The organism is Pseudomonas sp. AIG (assembly GCF_977020205.1).
On sequence record NZ_CDROCK010000025.1, the window covers coordinates 58,146 to 74,118 of the forward strand.

At 61.2% G+C, this 15,973-nt stretch carries 11 protein-coding genes; 9 read left to right on the forward strand and 2 right to left on the reverse strand.

Going from position 1 to position 15,973, the window contains the following annotated elements; translation table 11 throughout:
• Positions 1–103 precede the first annotated feature (103 nt).
• On the reverse strand, positions 104–967 hold the full coding sequence (locus ACWR1S_RS15805) for a LysR family transcriptional regulator (protein ID WP_007912548.1): 864 nt from the start codon (positions 965–967) through the stop codon (positions 104–106).
• A 241-nt stretch (positions 968–1,208) separates the two neighbouring features.
• Positions 1,209–2,927: a hydrogenase maturation protein gene (locus tag ACWR1S_RS15810; protein WP_454564147.1), complete on the reverse strand. Its 1,719-nt coding sequence runs from the start codon at positions 2,925–2,927 to the stop codon at positions 1,209–1,211.
• A 297-nt stretch (positions 2,928–3,224) separates the two neighbouring features.
• Here ACWR1S_RS15810 and ACWR1S_RS15815 point away from each other — a divergent pair, with 297 nt between their 5' ends.
• The 9 genes from ACWR1S_RS15815 to ACWR1S_RS15855 all read left to right on the forward strand — a co-directional run bounded on the left by ACWR1S_RS15815 (position 3,225) and on the right by ACWR1S_RS15855 (position 15,972).
• A complete protein-coding gene (locus ACWR1S_RS15815) occupies positions 3,225–3,731 on the forward strand; it encodes a sigma-70 family RNA polymerase sigma factor (RefSeq protein WP_454564148.1) in 507 nt (168 codons plus the stop codon).
• Positions 3,728–4,693 carry a FecR domain-containing protein gene (locus ACWR1S_RS15820; protein WP_454564149.1) on the forward strand — a complete coding sequence of 322 codons (966 nt, stop codon included), beginning with the start codon at positions 3,728–3,730 and terminating at the stop codon, positions 4,691–4,693. Before ACWR1S_RS15815 ends, ACWR1S_RS15820 begins: the two co-directional genes overlap by 4 nt.
• 208 nt (positions 4,694–4,901) lie before the next feature.
• Entirely contained in the window at positions 4,902–7,811 is a 2,910-nt protein-coding gene (locus ACWR1S_RS15825; RefSeq protein ID WP_454564150.1) for a TonB-dependent receptor domain-containing protein, read from the forward strand.
• 271 nt (positions 7,812–8,082) lie between these two features.
• On the forward strand, positions 8,083–8,559 hold the full coding sequence (locus ACWR1S_RS15830; RefSeq protein WP_454564169.1) for an antitoxin Xre/MbcA/ParS toxin-binding domain-containing protein: 477 nt from the start codon (positions 8,083–8,085) through the stop codon (positions 8,557–8,559).
• Positions 8,556–9,059, forward strand: a complete 504-nt coding sequence (locus ACWR1S_RS15835) for an RES family NAD+ phosphorylase (protein ID WP_454564151.1) — start codon at positions 8,556–8,558, stop codon at positions 9,057–9,059. Before ACWR1S_RS15830 ends, ACWR1S_RS15835 begins: the two co-directional genes overlap by 4 nt.
• 118 nt (positions 9,060–9,177) lie before the next feature.
• The gene (locus tag ACWR1S_RS15840) at positions 9,178–11,832 is read left to right on the forward strand and encodes a TonB-dependent receptor (RefSeq protein WP_454564152.1); all 2,655 of its coding nucleotides are present in this window, start codon (positions 9,178–9,180) and stop codon (positions 11,830–11,832) included.
• Positions 11,833–12,057: 225 nt separating this feature from the next.
• Positions 12,058–13,899 carry an extracellular solute-binding protein gene (locus ACWR1S_RS15845; protein WP_454564153.1) on the forward strand — a complete coding sequence of 614 codons (1,842 nt, stop codon included), beginning with the start codon at positions 12,058–12,060 and terminating at the stop codon, positions 13,897–13,899.
• On the forward strand, positions 13,886–14,950 hold the full coding sequence (locus ACWR1S_RS15850) for a microcin C ABC transporter permease YejB (protein ID WP_454564154.1): 1,065 nt from the start codon (positions 13,886–13,888) through the stop codon (positions 14,948–14,950). The genes ACWR1S_RS15845 and ACWR1S_RS15850 overlap by 14 nt, the downstream gene beginning before the upstream one ends.
• Entirely contained in the window at positions 14,950–15,972 is a 1,023-nt protein-coding gene (locus ACWR1S_RS15855; protein WP_454564155.1) for an ABC transporter permease, read from the forward strand. The genes ACWR1S_RS15850 and ACWR1S_RS15855 overlap by 1 nt, the downstream gene beginning before the upstream one ends.
• Position 15,973: the final 1 nt, after the last annotated feature.

Here is a 15,973-nt window from a genome sequence, read left to right on the forward strand (position 1 = left end):
CCTGCGGGATTGTTGTTATACCCGGCAGATTAGCCGATCCGGCCATTTGTGCTGCCCGGACCTCGGTGTCACTTGCGCCATGATCGGCTGTAAAGCCGCCGCTTCAGCTCAACGGGTTCCAGCGTTGCGACCAGTCATCATCGGTGCGGATCACTTCGCGCAGCAGATGGAAAGCTTGCTGCAGCGTCGCCGAATCGCGATCGCGGGAGTACACGAGGTACGTCGGATAGCCGAATTCCGGGGCTTTGGTCACCGCTTCCAAGGCGCCGCTTTCCAGATACGTGCGCACCACGCGGGTGCGGAAGTAGCCGCTGCCGCCGTGTTCGAGAATGTATTGCAGGGCCAGCGGGCCGAGGTTGAAACTCAGCGCCGCTTTGGCTTTTTCCGGCAGGGCGGCGTCATGCTGGCGGCGGAAGTCCGGGCCCCAGTCGATGTAGACGTAGGGATCGGGGCGATCGGGCGCGCGCACCAGAATCAGTTTTTCTTCCAGCACTTGCTCGACCTGCAAGCCCGGCCAGTATTCCGGCTGATAGACCAGCGCCGCGTCGAGCACACCGAGTTCCAACTGGCGCAGCAGGTTTTCGCCGTCGCGGATTTCCATGCGCAGGGCATGCCCGGGAATCTTTTCGCGCAACTCCGCCGCCCAACTGAGCATCAACGGGTTGCACAGGCTGACTTCGCCGCCGATGTGCAGCACGTTGTGATAACCCTCGGGCAGCGGCAGGTCGCGGCGTGCGGCTTCCCAGGTCTGCACCAGTTGATTGGCGTAGACCACAAAGGCCTCGCCATTGGGCGTCAGTTTCGCCCCGGCGCGGTTGCGCACGAACAGCGTGCTGCCCAATTGGCTTTCGAGTTTCTGCACCCGCGCGGTGATCGCCGTTTGTGTGACGAACAGCTTCTGCGCGGCCGCGGCGAGGCTGCCGTGGCGGACGATTTCCAGGAAGGTGCGAGCGAGATCGATGTCCATGGGTGGGCCGGTGTTTGAGGTGTCGGGCATTGTAAAGGCAAAAGCCCCTCACCCTAACCCTCTCCCCGAGGGAGAGGGGACTGATTGGGGGATATTGAAAAAATGCACCGACTTGAACGATCAGCGTTGAATCCATAATCGACTCGATCCTTCAGGTCGATGCAGGGCGCCAGACACCTCGGTCAGTTCCCTCTCCCTCTGGGAGAGGGCTAGGGTGAGGGAAAATGCAGTCACCGCAAAATCAACTGGCCAACTCAACCGAACGTACCCGCGCCCATTCCTCGATCAACCGCGCCGGTGTGCCACACACCTTGCGCTTGTATACGAAGTTGCGGCACTTCTCGGCAAACTGACTGCGGTTGTAGAGCATGTCTTCCTGCATCTCTTGCAGTTCAGTTTCGCGGCATTGCTGGATCAACGCCTGATCAACCCGCGCCTTGCGCTCGCGCACCGCTGCATAGGTCGGATCGCTCAAAACTCCATTGGCCCGTTGCAGCAACCACAGCGAAAACTCGTCCGGGCAACGCGGGCCGATTTCCTGGACCATGCCCAGTTGCCACGCCTGCACCGCGCTCACCGGCAGACACGCCTGAGTCAATTGTTCGGCCATCGCCGGGCCAACGGCGCGGGGCAGGCTATAGGTCCAGTATTCGGAGCCGTACAAACCCATGCTCTTGTAATGCGGGTTGAGTACGATATCGGCGCGGGCAAACACAATATCGGCGGCCAGTGCGAGCATCACGCCACCGGCGCCGGCGTTGCCAGTCACGCCACTGACCACCAGTTGCCGGGCCGTCAGCAGTTCTTCGCAGACGTCATCGATTGCCTGAATATTGGCCCAGGCTTCGGCACCGGGATCCTGCGCAGCTTGAATCACATTCAGATGCACGCCGTTGGAAAAGCTGCCGCGCCCACCCTTGATCAGCAACACCTGGGTATCACGGGACTTTGCCCAGCGCAGCGCGGCGACCATGCGCTGGCATTGCTCGGTGCTCATGGCGCCGTTGTAGAACTCGAAGGTCAGTTCGCCGACGTTGCCAGATTCGCGATAACGCAGCGGTTGATAGGCTTCGTCACTGAACGGCTGCGTGGCAATCGACCCGTCCAGCACCGGCACATCGGCCAGTTGCCCGGCCAACAGGTGCCGCGCCGGTTGCTTGAAGGTTTCTTCGCCGGGTTGTGGTTTGCGCCGTAGTGCACCGATCCACAGGCTTTGATCGCCGGCCGCGACCAGGACGGCATCGTCATGCACCGCGAGAATTTCGCCGGGCACGCCGCTGCGAGAATCGAGGTGCGCGTCGTACACGTAATACTGGCCGCCGGCCAGGCTCGCCAGCACGCCGGGCTGGCCGTCGGCGGCATCGATGCAACGTTTGATGAAACGCGCGCAGTCGTGCCAGCTGAAGCTGCGGTCGACCTGTTTCATGGTCGGCTGCAAGCGCCCGCGCACGGTCGCATCGGCATAGTCGAGGGCAACCGGCTCAAAGCCTTCGATGAACTTCTCCACCACTTCGCGAATGCAGCGAATCGCCGCGTCACTGACCCGACCGTTGTACAGCTCGGATTTGCGCAGCCCCGCCGGCAGGTTGAATTCGCAGGTGGCCCACACCGGGCCGGCGTCCATTTCCTCGACGGCTTGCAAGGCAGTGACGCCCCAGCTCGGCAACTCGTTGGTAATCGCCCAGTCGAGGGCACTGGCGCCGCGATCGCCGACGATGCCGGGATGGATGATCACTACTGGACGCTGGGTATTGCTCCACAGCGCCTGCGGCACACGGTCCTTGAGGAACGGGCAAATCACCAGATCGGCGCCGCTGTGCTCGATCTGCTCGCACACGGCCTGTTCATCGGTAAACAACACGACGCTGGGCGAGTGCCCGGCTTCGCGCAGTTCCAGCCAGGCGCGTTGGGTCAGGCCGTTGAAGGCCGATGACAGCAGAATGATGTTGAGTGCTCGCATGCTTGCTCTTCCTTGAGTGGGTTCGGCCGTGGGCTCTCGGTGAGCCGTCCCTGGCCTTCGATGGAGCCGCGAGATTAATCAGTGACCGCCCACCCGCCAGTGATCGAGGTCAACGTTCTGTCAGCCAGTGTTTGCGCGGCGACCAAGCGTCTTATGCTCAATTGTTAGCTTGTGCTGATTTTTTATTACTTCAAATGTCTTCGAGGCTATTGCACAGTCGCGCCTGATCAGAGCCGGACGATCCCGGCAGAACGATGGTTTTTCGCAGCGGGTGGGACCCGTTTCAGGGAGCAAGGCATGGGTGGGTACAACCCGAATTACCAGATCATCGGGCAGATGTTCCAAAAGGACTATCGCTGGCTGTGCGCTGCCGTTGGCCGCACGCTCGGTTGCCCGCACAGTGCGCAGGACATCGCTTCGGAAACCTTTTTGCGGGTGCTGGCACTGCCGGACCCGGCGGCCATTCGCGAACCACGCGCGCTGCTGACCACCATCGCCCGACGGCTGGTCTACGAAGGCTGGCGGCGCCAGGACCTTGAACGCGCCTATCTGGAAAGCCTGGCGCTGGCGCAGGAACCGGTGCATCCGTCCCCGGAAGAGCGGGCGCTGGTGATCGAAGCGCTGCTGGCGGTCGATCGTCTGCTCAACGGGTTGTCGGCCAAGGCCAAAGCGGCGTTTCTCTACCATCAACTCGACGGTTTGACTTACAGCGAGATCGGCGAGCGCCTCGGCGTGTCGACCAGCCGCGTGCAGCAATACATGGTCGAAGCGTTCAAGCGCTGCTATCAGGCGATGCAGGCATGAGGCCCGACGAAGCGGTGATCGACGAGGCGGCGCAATGGCTGGCGGTGTTGCAGTCGGGCGAGGCGGGCATGGCTGAGCGGGCCGCGTTCGAGGCCTGGCGAGTTGCCGATCCACGGCATCAGCAAGTCGTCGAACAAATGGGCGGCGGCCTCAATCTGCTGCGCGATCCGACCCTGCGCAACGTGCCGCGCAGCAGTTTGCTGCACAGTCTCAATGCACCGTCGAGTCGTCGACGCTTTATCAGCGGCAGTTTGAGTGTGCTCGGCATTGCGCTGTTGGCCGGGTTGCTCGGGCGACGCTACGGCTGGCTGCCGGAGGCGGGGGAGCTGTCGACCGGGACTGGCGAGCGACGTGACTTCACCTTGGCCGACGGCAGCGCGCTGACCCTCAATGCGCGCAGTCGTGTGGTGCCGTTGTTCGATAGCCAACAGCGCCTGCTCGCGTTGCGCAGCGGTGAGTTGTTGGTCGATGTGGCGAAAGAGCCGGCGCGACCCTTTGTGGTCGAGACCGCGCACGGTCGCATGCGTGCACTGGGGACGAAATTTCTCGTGCAGTACAGCGACGAGGCGACGCGTTTGGTGATGCTTCATTCGCAGGTCGAAGTGCTCACCACCGGTGGCACGCGGCAAGTGGTGCAGGCCGGCGAGAGTCTGCTGTTCAACGGCGCCGGACTGTTGTCACTGGAACGCAGCAACGGTCAGGAAAGTGCTTGGGTGCAAGGTCGCCTGGAAGTGCGCGACCGGCCTTTGCACGAGGTCATCGACAGCCTGCGCCGCTACCGTCGCGGCATCCTGCACCTGAGTCCCGACGTTGCGGATCTGCGCCTCAGCGGCCTGTATCCGCTCGACGACAGTGATCGCACGCTGCAACTGCTGGAACGCTCGCTGCCGATCCGCGTCACCTGGCACAACCCGTACTGGGTCAGCGTCGACTCCCGCTCAACGGCTAACTCATCCCTGTAGGAGCTGCCGCAGGCTGCGATCTTTTGACTTTGGTTTTTCTCAATCAAAGGCAAGATCAAAAGATCGCAGCCTGCGGCAGCTCCTACAGAGCCAGGCGTTGAATTGGATGGGTTATAGGGATATGAATTTTTGGCCTAATCGCCGCCCTATAAAAAGCGCTGGCCCGCTGCTCATTCCCTGCAGATGCCTTCAACAGGGAAACCCTTCGATGTTCTCATTCAAACAACAATTACCTCGATTGACCCTCGCCGCTGCATTGGCGCTGGGCCTCAGTCCAATGGCGGCGGTTGCCCAGGAACCGGCAGCGGCGGTGTTCACCTTCGACCTCGCCAGCGGGCCGCTCGACGAAGTGCTGCTGGACATCTCGCGGCAGAGCGGCGTGCCGATTTCTTTCAGCCAGGAGCTGGTGCAGGGCAAACGCAGCGCGGCGGTGCGCGGCGCGTTGGGCGGTCGTCAGGCGGTGGAAAAAGCTTTGCTCGGCAGCGGCCTGCAAGTCGAGCAAAGCGCTCAGGGCCTGACCGTTCGCGCAGCCGATGCGCCGGCGAAAGTCACTGCCGTGGCACCGGTCACCAGCGCCGATTACCGCATGGAAAAAGTCACCGTGACCGGTTCGCGCATTGCCCGCGCGCAGAGCGATGGCGCCACACCGGTCAACGTCATTACCCACGAAGAAATGGAAGCGCGCGGCTACAAAAACGTCTACGACGCCCTCGCGACGCAGACGCAAAACACCGGCATGACCCAAGGCGAAGATTACGGCAACACCTGGCAACCGGCGGCCAGCGCGCTCAACCTGCGCGGCCTCGGACCGAACCATACGCTGGTGTTGATCAACGGCCGTCGCGTCGCCGACTACCCGACGCCGTACGACGGCAAGGTCAACTTCACCAACCTGGCGAACATTCCGTCGGCGGTCATCGAACGCATCGAAATCCTCAGCAGCGGCGCCTCGGCGATTTACGGCTCGGACGCTATTGCCGGAGTGGTCAACATCATCCTCAAGGACAAGATCAACGGCGTCGACGTCAACCTCAAGGGCGGCACCAGTGAGCGCGGCGGCGGTGACAATCAGCGCTTGCAGATCAGTGGTGGCGGCAGTTGGGGCGACTTCGACGGCCTGTTCGGCCTGGAGCTGACCCACCGCGATCCGATCTGGGCCGATGACCGTGGCTTTATGCAAAACGGCCCGCTGGCGGACGTCGGTTACCGCCGCGACCTGAGCAACAGTCGCTATCTGGGACCGGGTTGCGGTGCTTATCAGGGCACCTTCGACAACAAACTGGTCAACAGTGGCGGGCGCTGCCGCACCGATCAGATGTACAACGATTACTGGACCGTGCAGACCCAGAAGGAAAACTACGACGGCTACACCCGTGGCACCTGGCATTTCAGCGACAGCGGCCAGGTCTTCGCCGACTTGATGTACGGCCTCGACCACATCCAGAACAACACGCGCGGGCCGACCTTCACCTCGCCGGATTTCATCAACCAGAACAGCGGCAATCTGGAGCGCTGGTATCGGCGCTTCGGCGAAGAGGAAATCGGTGGCCGCACCAGCAACAACAGCAAGTGGCGCGACACCTCGTGGACCGGCACCCTGGGGCTTTCGGACAAGATCGCCGACACCGGCTGGCGTTACGATCTGGCGGCCAATCGCTCGGAATATCGCAGCGTCAGGACCACCCGCTACACGCCGCTGTCATCGATTCAGGATTTCTACCTCGGCCCGCAGTTAGGTGTGAGCGGCGGTTATCCGGTGTTCGCCCCGGACGCCTCGCGCCTCGACCGGCCACTGACGCCGCAGGAGTGGCAGCAGTTTCGCGGTAACCTGACCCAGAGCAGCAAATCGGTGTCGACCAGTTACAACGCTTCGGTCAACGGTGATCTGTTCGACTTGCCGGCCGGCCCGGTGGGTTTCGCCGGTGTGCTGGAGGCGGGCAAGCAGGAGTATCGCGTTGACCCGGACGATGGCCTCAACGACGGCACGTTTTACGGCGTAAGCCCACAGCAAAGTTCCGGCGGCTCGCGTAAGCGTTACGCGGCGGGCGGCGAGTTCAGCATTCCGGTCACCGACACTGTGCTGGCGACGGCGGCGGGGCGCTGGGATCAGTACAAATTCAGCGGCCGCACCGAACAACAGAAAACCTACAACCTGGGGCTGGAATGGCGTCCGGTGACCAGCCTGTTGCTGCGCGGCAGTTACGGCACCAGTTTCCGCGCACCGGATCTGAACTACATCTATCAATCCGACAGCAACGGCTACTATCCGGCGCAGATCGATTACTACGGTTGCAGTCAGGGCGTGGAGGGCGCGTGCGATCGTGGTCGGGTCGACTACACCCAGAGCGGTACCGCTAATCTGGAGTCCGAACGTGGTAAATCGTGGACCTACGGGTTTGTCTGGTCACCTTCGCGCAACTTCGATTTCTCCACGGATTTCTGGCGCGTCGAGATCGATGATCTGCTGACCACCGTCGATGAAAACCGCTTGCTGCAACAAGAGAACGAATGCCGCAATGGCACCCAGGACATCAATTCGGCCAACTGCCAATCGACCCTGGCGCGCATCGATCGCAACGCCGGCAATGCGGCGGTCGATCCGAACCAGTTGAACCGCGTGCGGGTCAACGCGATCAACGCCGCCAGCGAGCGGGTCAGTGGTCTGGACTTCAAGAGCAATATCCGCTGGGGCGCGGGGCAGTACGGCGCGTTCAGTTCGGCGCTGGGCTACACCCTGGTGCTGTCGCATTACTACAAGGAGTCGGAGGAGGCGCCGACACAAGACTGGCGCACCTCACGCACCAATTACGACTGGCGCAGCAAGGTCAACGCCAGCCTGACCTGGGATTACCAGAAAGCCACGGCGACGTTGATGGGCATTCGTTACGGCTCGGTCACCAACGGCGCGGGAGACGGGCGCCTGTCACCGTGGACAGTGTTCAACGCCAGTGCGCGTTACAAGCTCAATGACCGGGCGAGTGTCGGACTGACTGTGAACAACGTGCTCAATCAGGTTAAACACGATGACTCGGCGGGGTGGCCGTATTACCCGACGGGCAACTATGACCCGTACGGACGGCAATGGTGGCTGGATGTGAGTTATCACTTCGGCGGTTGAGGGCAGGCATTTCGCGTTTTACGTCCTACGGAAAATGGCGGGTTTTGCGGCAAACAGGGGATATTTCCGACGACCTTTTCAGGTTGGTCGTCGGAAGCGCGATCTATAGCATCGGACCTGACATTGAAGTCGCTGAGTGGCTTGAACGCTCAGGCTCCCAGATCAAGGATCTATTATGCGTACCCCACACATCGAACATGAAACCCCTGTTTATTCCCTGCGCAACTTCTGGATCGACGATCGCGCCAGATGCCCCATGGAGGATGTCGCGATGCCCACATCAAAAGCACCCCGACTGACGGTGCTGAAGAAGGCCGAGGGAAAACCGGTCGATTTGCTCGTGCATGGTCAGGACCTCGGTGACGACGCCATGCTGATTGTCCGCCTTACCGACGAGGGCTTTGAGCTGAGCGACGTCGTCAACATGCTTTCAACTTCCGAAGTGTACCTGCGCGAAGACATGGTCAAACGCATCACCGGCAAATCTGTCAGAACCGTGCAGCGGCTCTTGAAGGAAGGCAAATCGGTACGGCTTGACTCGCAACAGAGTGTCGTCGCCTACCAATATGCGCTGGTGCTGGAGATGGCCACTCGGGCGTTCGGGGGGCTGTCACAGGCGGAAATATGGATGCAGAAGTCGACCCCTTACCTTAACGGCTACGTGCCGTTGGAATTGACCCGTCATCCACTGGGCTTCCAGATGGTCGAGCAATACTTGTGTCGGCTCCTGTACGGGGGTTACCCATGAATCCCTTGCCCTGGGAAGGACACTGGTATGGCTGGCGCCTGGATCAGGAGGCCTACGGAGACACGTGGGACAGCGGGATGGGTCCAAAACTGAAGGGCGGTCGATGGAATGCGCCTGGCCGGCGAGTCGTCTATGCATCTGTCGACCCGTCCTCGGCCATTCTGGAGGTGGCAGCCAATAACAGTTTTGATGCACTGGACAGAGAGCCTTACGTGCTGACGTGCTTTGAGGTCATCGGCGATGCACGGGTCAAAGTCGTTCAGCCCGAAGACGTACCGAACCCTTATTGGTTGAGTCCCGCGTGGCCGTCGCCCAATCAACAGCGGTTTGCCGACGCTTTACTGGATGAGCATCCGTTTGTCCTGATTCCCTCGGCGGCCACCCGCCACTCGTGGAATCTGCTGGTGAGCTGCGACCTCGCAGAGGGGCAGTTCAAAATGGTCTCTCAAGAGCGTTTTGGCCTGGATACACGGTTGCTGAGGGAGATGGCATCGGCTTGATACGCAGGTATGGCATTTTTTGCATAACCTCAGCACCCAACGGTCTAAATCGTCCTCTATAAATCCTTATTCGTCATCGCACATCCCTGCATAAACCAAAACGCAGGGATGGCTGTTCATGATTCAGTTTTCACCCGTCAAATCACCTTTGAGCCTGGCCTTGCTGCTGGCGATCAACACGCTGCCGGCCATTGCCGCCGACAGCACGGCAACCGAACCGACCACTCAACTGCAGCGCGTCGAAGTCACGGGGACGGCAATCCGCCGGGTCGATGCGGAAACCGCAGTGCCGGTGACCATCCTGCGCGTCGAAGAGTTGCGCGAGCAGGGCGTGACCACCACCGAGGAGCTGGTCAGCCGCATTTCCGCCAACCAGTCTTCGGTCGGCTCCGGGCGCTCGGTGGGGTCAAGCAGTGGTGGTGCGTCCTATGCCGACTTGCGCGGTATCGGCGCGAACAAGACTTTGGTGCTGCTCAATGGTCGCCGTCTGAGTAACAACGCCACCAACGCGATCAACGGCTCGGGTGTCGACCTCAACACCATTCCGTTCGCCGCCATTGACCGTGTTGAAGTGCTGCGCGATGGCGCCTCGGCGCTGTATGGCACCGATGCGATTGGCGGGGTGATCAACTTCATCACCAAGACCAGCCTCACCGAAGGGCAGATCAGCACCAACTACGACACGCCAACGCATTCGGGTGGCGGTGAAAGTCGTAACTTCAGCGGCAGTTGGGGCTTCGGCGATTTGCAGGATGATCGCTTCAACGTGTTTGGTGTGGTCAGTTACGACAAGCAGCAACGCCTGGCTGCAGAGGATCGCGGCTACACCTACAACTATCAGCCCAACCGCGGGCTCGATTACACCTCTGGCACCGCCTCGCCGGCCAACTGGAGTCAGGGCAGCAATGCCACCAACCCCTTGGCCGGTTCTGGCTGCAACGCGCCGGGTTTGCTGGCACGCAACGGCATCTGCCGGCAGAGTTTGTGGAATTACCTCGATCTGGTCCCGGAAACCGAAAAGACTTCGGCCTTCGCCAAAGCCACCGGCAAGCTGTCGGACGATCACAACGTCAGCCTCGAATACTTTTGGGCGCGCAACGAGAACCGCACGCAAATCGGCCCCGGCACGTTGATGGGCAATCAGGTCAACCCCGGCACAGCGTTCTATCCGGGCAACGGCATCACGCCCGGGCCGAATGGTTTTGCCCTCGACCCGACGCAACCCGTTGACGTGAACTGGCGCGAAACCGCCGTCGGCGCGCGCCAGCATGAGGACGACAACAGCAGTCAGCGCTTGCTCTTGAGTTTTGATGGCACGCTCGCCGGCTGGGATTACAACCTCGGCGCTTCGTATAACCAGAACAAAGTGGTCAACAGCATTCAGGACGGCTACGTCAACGACCGCGCCGTCAGCGCCGGTATTGCCAACGGCGTGATCAACCCGTTCGGTCCGCAGTCGGCTGCCGGTTCGGCGCTGTTGGCGGCCAACGCGGTGGACGGTGATTACGCCACGGCAGTCGGGCGGGTGAAGGCCATCGACGGGCGCATCAGTCGTGAAATCGGCGACTGGTTCGGTGCCGGCCCTTCGGCATTGGCGCTGGGCGGCGAGTATCGCAAGGAAGATTTCCATCAGGACTTCGCGCAATTTGCCGGCGACGTGCAAAGCCTCGGGGTCGATCCGAACGGCAGTGTTGCCGGGGATCGTAGCGTTTCCGCCGAGTACGCCGAGGTCAACGTGCCGGTGCTCGACAGCCTGGAACTGTCCGCCGCCGTACGCCATGACAAGTACAGCGATTTCGGCAGCACCACCAATCCGAAGTACTCGTTCCGTTTCCAGCCGTTCAAGGAATTGGTGGTGCGCGGTGCCTACAGCGAAGGGTTCCGCGCGCCGTCGTTGTATGAGTTGTACAACCCGACCTTCACCAGTTTCACCAACGCCAACTACAACGATCCGCGCTTGTGCGCTGGCGGCAATCCGAGCAATGGCGGCATTGCCAACCGCGACTGCGCGCAGCAGTTCAATCGCATCAGCGGCGGCAATACCGATCTCAGTCCGGAAACCGCACGCAACGTCACCCTCGGTTTTGTCTACCAGCCGTTCGAACGTTTGAGCGCCGGGCTGGATTTCTGGTGGATCGACATCGCCAATCAGATTGCCGAGTTCCCCGAGTCGGCGGTGTTCGAGAATCCTGAACTGTACCCGGATCGCCTGGTCCGCAAGCCGGATGGCTCCATCGACCACATCGTCACCGGGCTGGCCAACCTCGGCAAGATCAAGACCAATGGTGTCGACGTCAGCTTCGATTACCGTCTGCCGAGCACACCGTACGGCAACTTCGGCATCGGTCTGCAAGGCACTTACGTCACCCGTTATGACTATCAGCAACAACTCAAGGGCGACTACATCGACAAGCTCGGCGATTTTCGTGGCGGCGACTTTGCGTCGGCAGGCGCCGTGGCGCGCTGGCGCCACAGCCTGACCGGCAGCTGGAACTACGGCCCGTTCGGCGCCGCGCTGACCAATCGCTACACCAGCGGCTACCACGATTCCGATCGCGACACTCACGATTACGTCGGCTCGTACAACGTCTGGGATCTGGCCGGCACCTACACCTGGCGCAAGACCCTGAGCGTGACCCTCGGCGCGAAAAACCTGTTTGACCGCGAACCACCGTTCAGCAACCAGACCTACACGTTCCAGAGCGGCTACGACCCGAAATACGGCGATCCGTTCGGGCGGACGCTGTACACGCGGGTCAGTTACAAGTTCTGAAAATGCTCAGAGATGGCGGGTTTTAGTCACCTATTGATCTAAAGCCTGCCCTATAAAAATTGCCGGCCTGTTGCACATCACAGGTAGGCAGGAAGAGTGATGACTGTTCTGGCCTTATCGCGAGCAGGCTCACTCCCACCGGGACTTGAGTTCACAGAAGATCCATGTGGGAGCGAGCCTGCTCGCGAAGAGGCCGTCAGCGACACCGTGTAAAAGGATCTGCCCATGTTCTCCAGGCTCATTTTATTCAGCGCTTTCGCGCTTTTAACGCCGTTCAGTTGGGCCGCCCCGCAACCCGCGTTAACGGTCTACGGCGAACCCGCCAAATACGCTCCCGACTTCCAGCACCTGGCCTACGCCAACCCCGATGCACCGAAGGGCGGCAGCCTGCGTCGCTCTTCGTTGGAAAGCGGTCCGTTCGATCACCTGATTCCTTACACCGACAAAGGCACCGGCGTGGCCGATATCGACGGCTGGCTCTACGCGCCACTGGCCTATCGCAGCAAGGACGAACCCTATAGCGTCTACGGTCTGGTGGCGCAGCAGATGGAGCTGGATCCGGATCGCCGCTGGCTGCGTTTCTACCTGAACCCGAAGGCGCGTTTCGACGATGGCACGCCGATCACTGCCGAAGACGTGCGCTACACCTTCAACCTGTTCATCACCCAGGGCAGCCTCAAATACCGCCAGCAGTTTCGCGATGTCGCCGAAGTCGTTGTGGAGTCGCCGACGCAAGTGCGCTTCCTCTTCAAGAACAACGACAGCCGCACCTTGCCGCTGGACCTGGCGACACTGCCGGTGCTGCCCGAACATTGGTGGCGTACCCGCGACTTCGCCGAGGGCGGCGGTTTCGAGATTCCGCCGGGCAGCGGCCCGTATCGCATCCGCGCGGTGGATGCCGGGCGCAGCGTGAAATTTCAGCGCGTGCAGGACTGGTGGGCCAAGGACCTGCCGATCACCCGCGGCCTGTACAACTTCGATCAACTGAGTGTGGAGTTCTTCGCCGACACCGACGTGTCACGGCAGGTGCTCAAGGCCGGCGGCTTCGATTACAACCGCGAATTCTCTGCCACCAGTTACACCATCGGCTACGCGGGCGCTGCACTCGAGCAAGGCAAATTGCTTCGTGAACACCTCGCACCCGGTGCTGCGCAAGGCGCGCAGGGCTTTGTGTTCAACCTGCAAAAACCGCTGTTTCAAGATCGCCGGGTGCGGCAGGCCATCGCCATGCTCTGGGATTTCGAATGGAGCAACCGGCAAATGATGCGCAGCATGTACCTGCGTCAGCGCAGCTTCTTCTCCCACAGTGCACTGGCGGCCACCGCGTTGCCGGATGCCGAAGAGCTGAAGATTCTTGAGCCGCTGCGCGGGCGGATTCCCGATGAAGTGTTCACCACGGTGTTTGAAGCACCGAAAACCGACGGCAGCGGCAATGTCCGCGCCGAGCAATTACAGGCTTTGAAATTGCTCGAAGCCGCCGGTTGGAAACCTCAGGGCGATCAGTTAGTGAACGCCAATGGCGAGCCACTGCACTTCACCTTTCTCAACGGCCAGAAAGGTTTCGAGCGGCTGCTGTTACCGTTCAAACGCAATCTCGCGCAGATCGGCATCGGCTTCGATATTCGCCAGGTCGACACCGCGCAATACACCAACCGCGTGCGCAATCGCGACTACGACATGATCGTTGCCGGTTACCCGGTGAGTCAGGCGCCGGGGCGCGAGATGTTCAATTACTTCGGCTCCGATGGCGCCGATGACCCCGGCTCGAACAATTACATGGTGCTGCGCGATCCGGCCGTCGATGCACTGCTCGAAGGGCTGGTGCAGGCCGACAATCGCCAGAGCCTGCTGCGTCATGCTCATGGGCTGGATCGGGTGTTGCAGTGGGGCTATTACTGGGTGCCCAACTATTACCCGCCAGGGATTTCCACGGTGTGGTGGAACCGCTTCGGCCGACCGGCGATAGCGCCGTTGTACGACGCCGGCCTTGACACCTGGTGGGAAATCAGCCCGACCGCACTGACCACAACGCAGATGCACAAGGAGTACGCCCATGTGGGGTTATAGCCTGCGGCGTCTGCTGCTGATCGTGCCGACCTTGGTCGCGATCCTGTTGGTCAATTTCGTTATCGTGCAAGCCGCGCCCGGCGGTCCCGTGGAGCAAGCCATTGCGCGCTTGCAGGGAATCGGCGTGGGCGCGGCGGTCGGTTCCAGCCATGTCGAAACCGTTGGAGGTGAATCCCGCGCGACCCGAGGCCTGGACCCGAAACTGGTGGCCGATATCGAGCGTCAGTATGGCTTCGACAAACCCGCCAGCGAGCGCTTGTGGCTGATGCTCAAAAGCTATGCGCGACTGGACTTCGGCCAGAGTTTTTTTCGTGGTGCCAGCGTCACCGAATTGATCTGGCAGAAGCTGCCGGTGACCTTGTCGCTGGGCGTCTGGGCGACGCTGATCACCTATCTGGTGTCGATTCCGCTGGGCATTCGCAAAGCCGTGCACAACGGCTCGGCGTTCGATGTCTGGAGCAGCGTGGCGATCATCATCGGTTATGCGCTGCCGGGATTTCTCTTCGCGCTGCTGTTGATCGTGGTGTTTGCCGGCGGCACCGCGCTGGACTGGTTTCCGGTGCGCGGGCTGGTCTCGGACAACTTCGCCGAGCTGTCACCGTGGGCCAAGGTGGCCGATTATTTCTGGCACCTGGTGTTGCCGGTGATTGCCTTGGTCATCGGCGGTTTCGCCACGCTGACCATCCTCACCAAGAACAGCTTTCTCAACGAGATCTCGCGGCTGTACGTGGTCACCGCCCGTGCCAAGGGACTGAGTGAAAAACAGGTGCTGTACGGCCATGTGTTTCGCAACGCGATGCTGCTGGTCATTGCCGGTCTGCCGCAAGCGTTGGTGACGGTGTTCTTCGGCGGCTCGTTGCTGATCGAAGTGATCTTTTCTCTCGATGGTCTCGGCCGTCTCAGTTACGAAGCGGCGGTCGCGCGCGACTATCCGGTGGTGTTTGGTTCGCTGTTCATCTTCACCTTGTTCGGCCTGCTGATAAAACTGCTCGGCGACCTCTGTTACACGCTGGTTGACCCGCGCATCGACTTCACCGCGAGGGCTGCCTGATGCTGACATTATCTCCAATCGGCCAGCGCCGCTGGGCGCGGTTCAAAGCGCATCGGCGCGGCTGGTGGTCGTTGTGGCTGTTTCTTGCGCTGTTCGGCCTGAGCCTCGGCGGTGAACTGGTGGCCAATGACAAACCGCTGCTGGTGACGTATCAGGGCGACTGGTATTTCCCGGCGTTCAAGCGCTACACCGAGCAGGACTTCGGCGGCGAGTTGCCGTTTCAACCCGACTATCGCAGCGCTCAGGTGCAGCAATTGATTGAGGGGCAGGGCGGGCGGCTGTGGTTTGCGCCGATTCCGTTCGCGTTCGACACGGTCAATTACGACCTGACGGAACCGGCGCCGAGCCCCCCCAGTGGCGACAACTGGCTGGGCACCGACGATCAGGCGCGCGACGTGCTGGCGCGGGTGATTTTCGGCACGCGCGTGTCGCTGTTGTTTGCCCTGGCGCTGACGGCGGCGAGTGCGCTGATCGGTGTCGCCGCCGGGGCGTTGCAGGGTTACTACGGCGGCTGGGTCGACCTGATCGGCCAACGTTTGCTGGAGGTCTGGTCGGGGCTGCCGGTGTTGTACCTGCTGATCATTCTGTCCGGGTTTGTCGAGCCGAACTTCTGGTGGTTGCTGGGGATCATGGCGCTGTTTTCCTGGTTGAGCCTGGTCGATGTGGTGCGGGCCGAGTTCCTGCGCAGTCGCGGTCTCGAGTACGTGAAAGCCGCACGAGCGCTGGGTGTCGGTGATGCGCAGGTGATCGTCCGGCACATCCTGCCCAATGCCATGAGCGCGACGCTGACCTATCTGCCGTTCATTCTCACCGGCGCGATTGCGACCTTGTCAGCGCTGGATTTTCTCGGTTTCGGCATGCCGGCCGGCAGTGCTTCGCTGGGGGAGTTGATCGGTCAGGGCAAGAGCAATCTGCAAGCACCGTGGCTGGGGTTGACCGCGTTCTTTGCCTTGGCGCTGATCCTTTCACTGCTGGTATTCATCGGCGAAGCCTGCCGCGATGCGTTTGATCCGAGGACTTGAG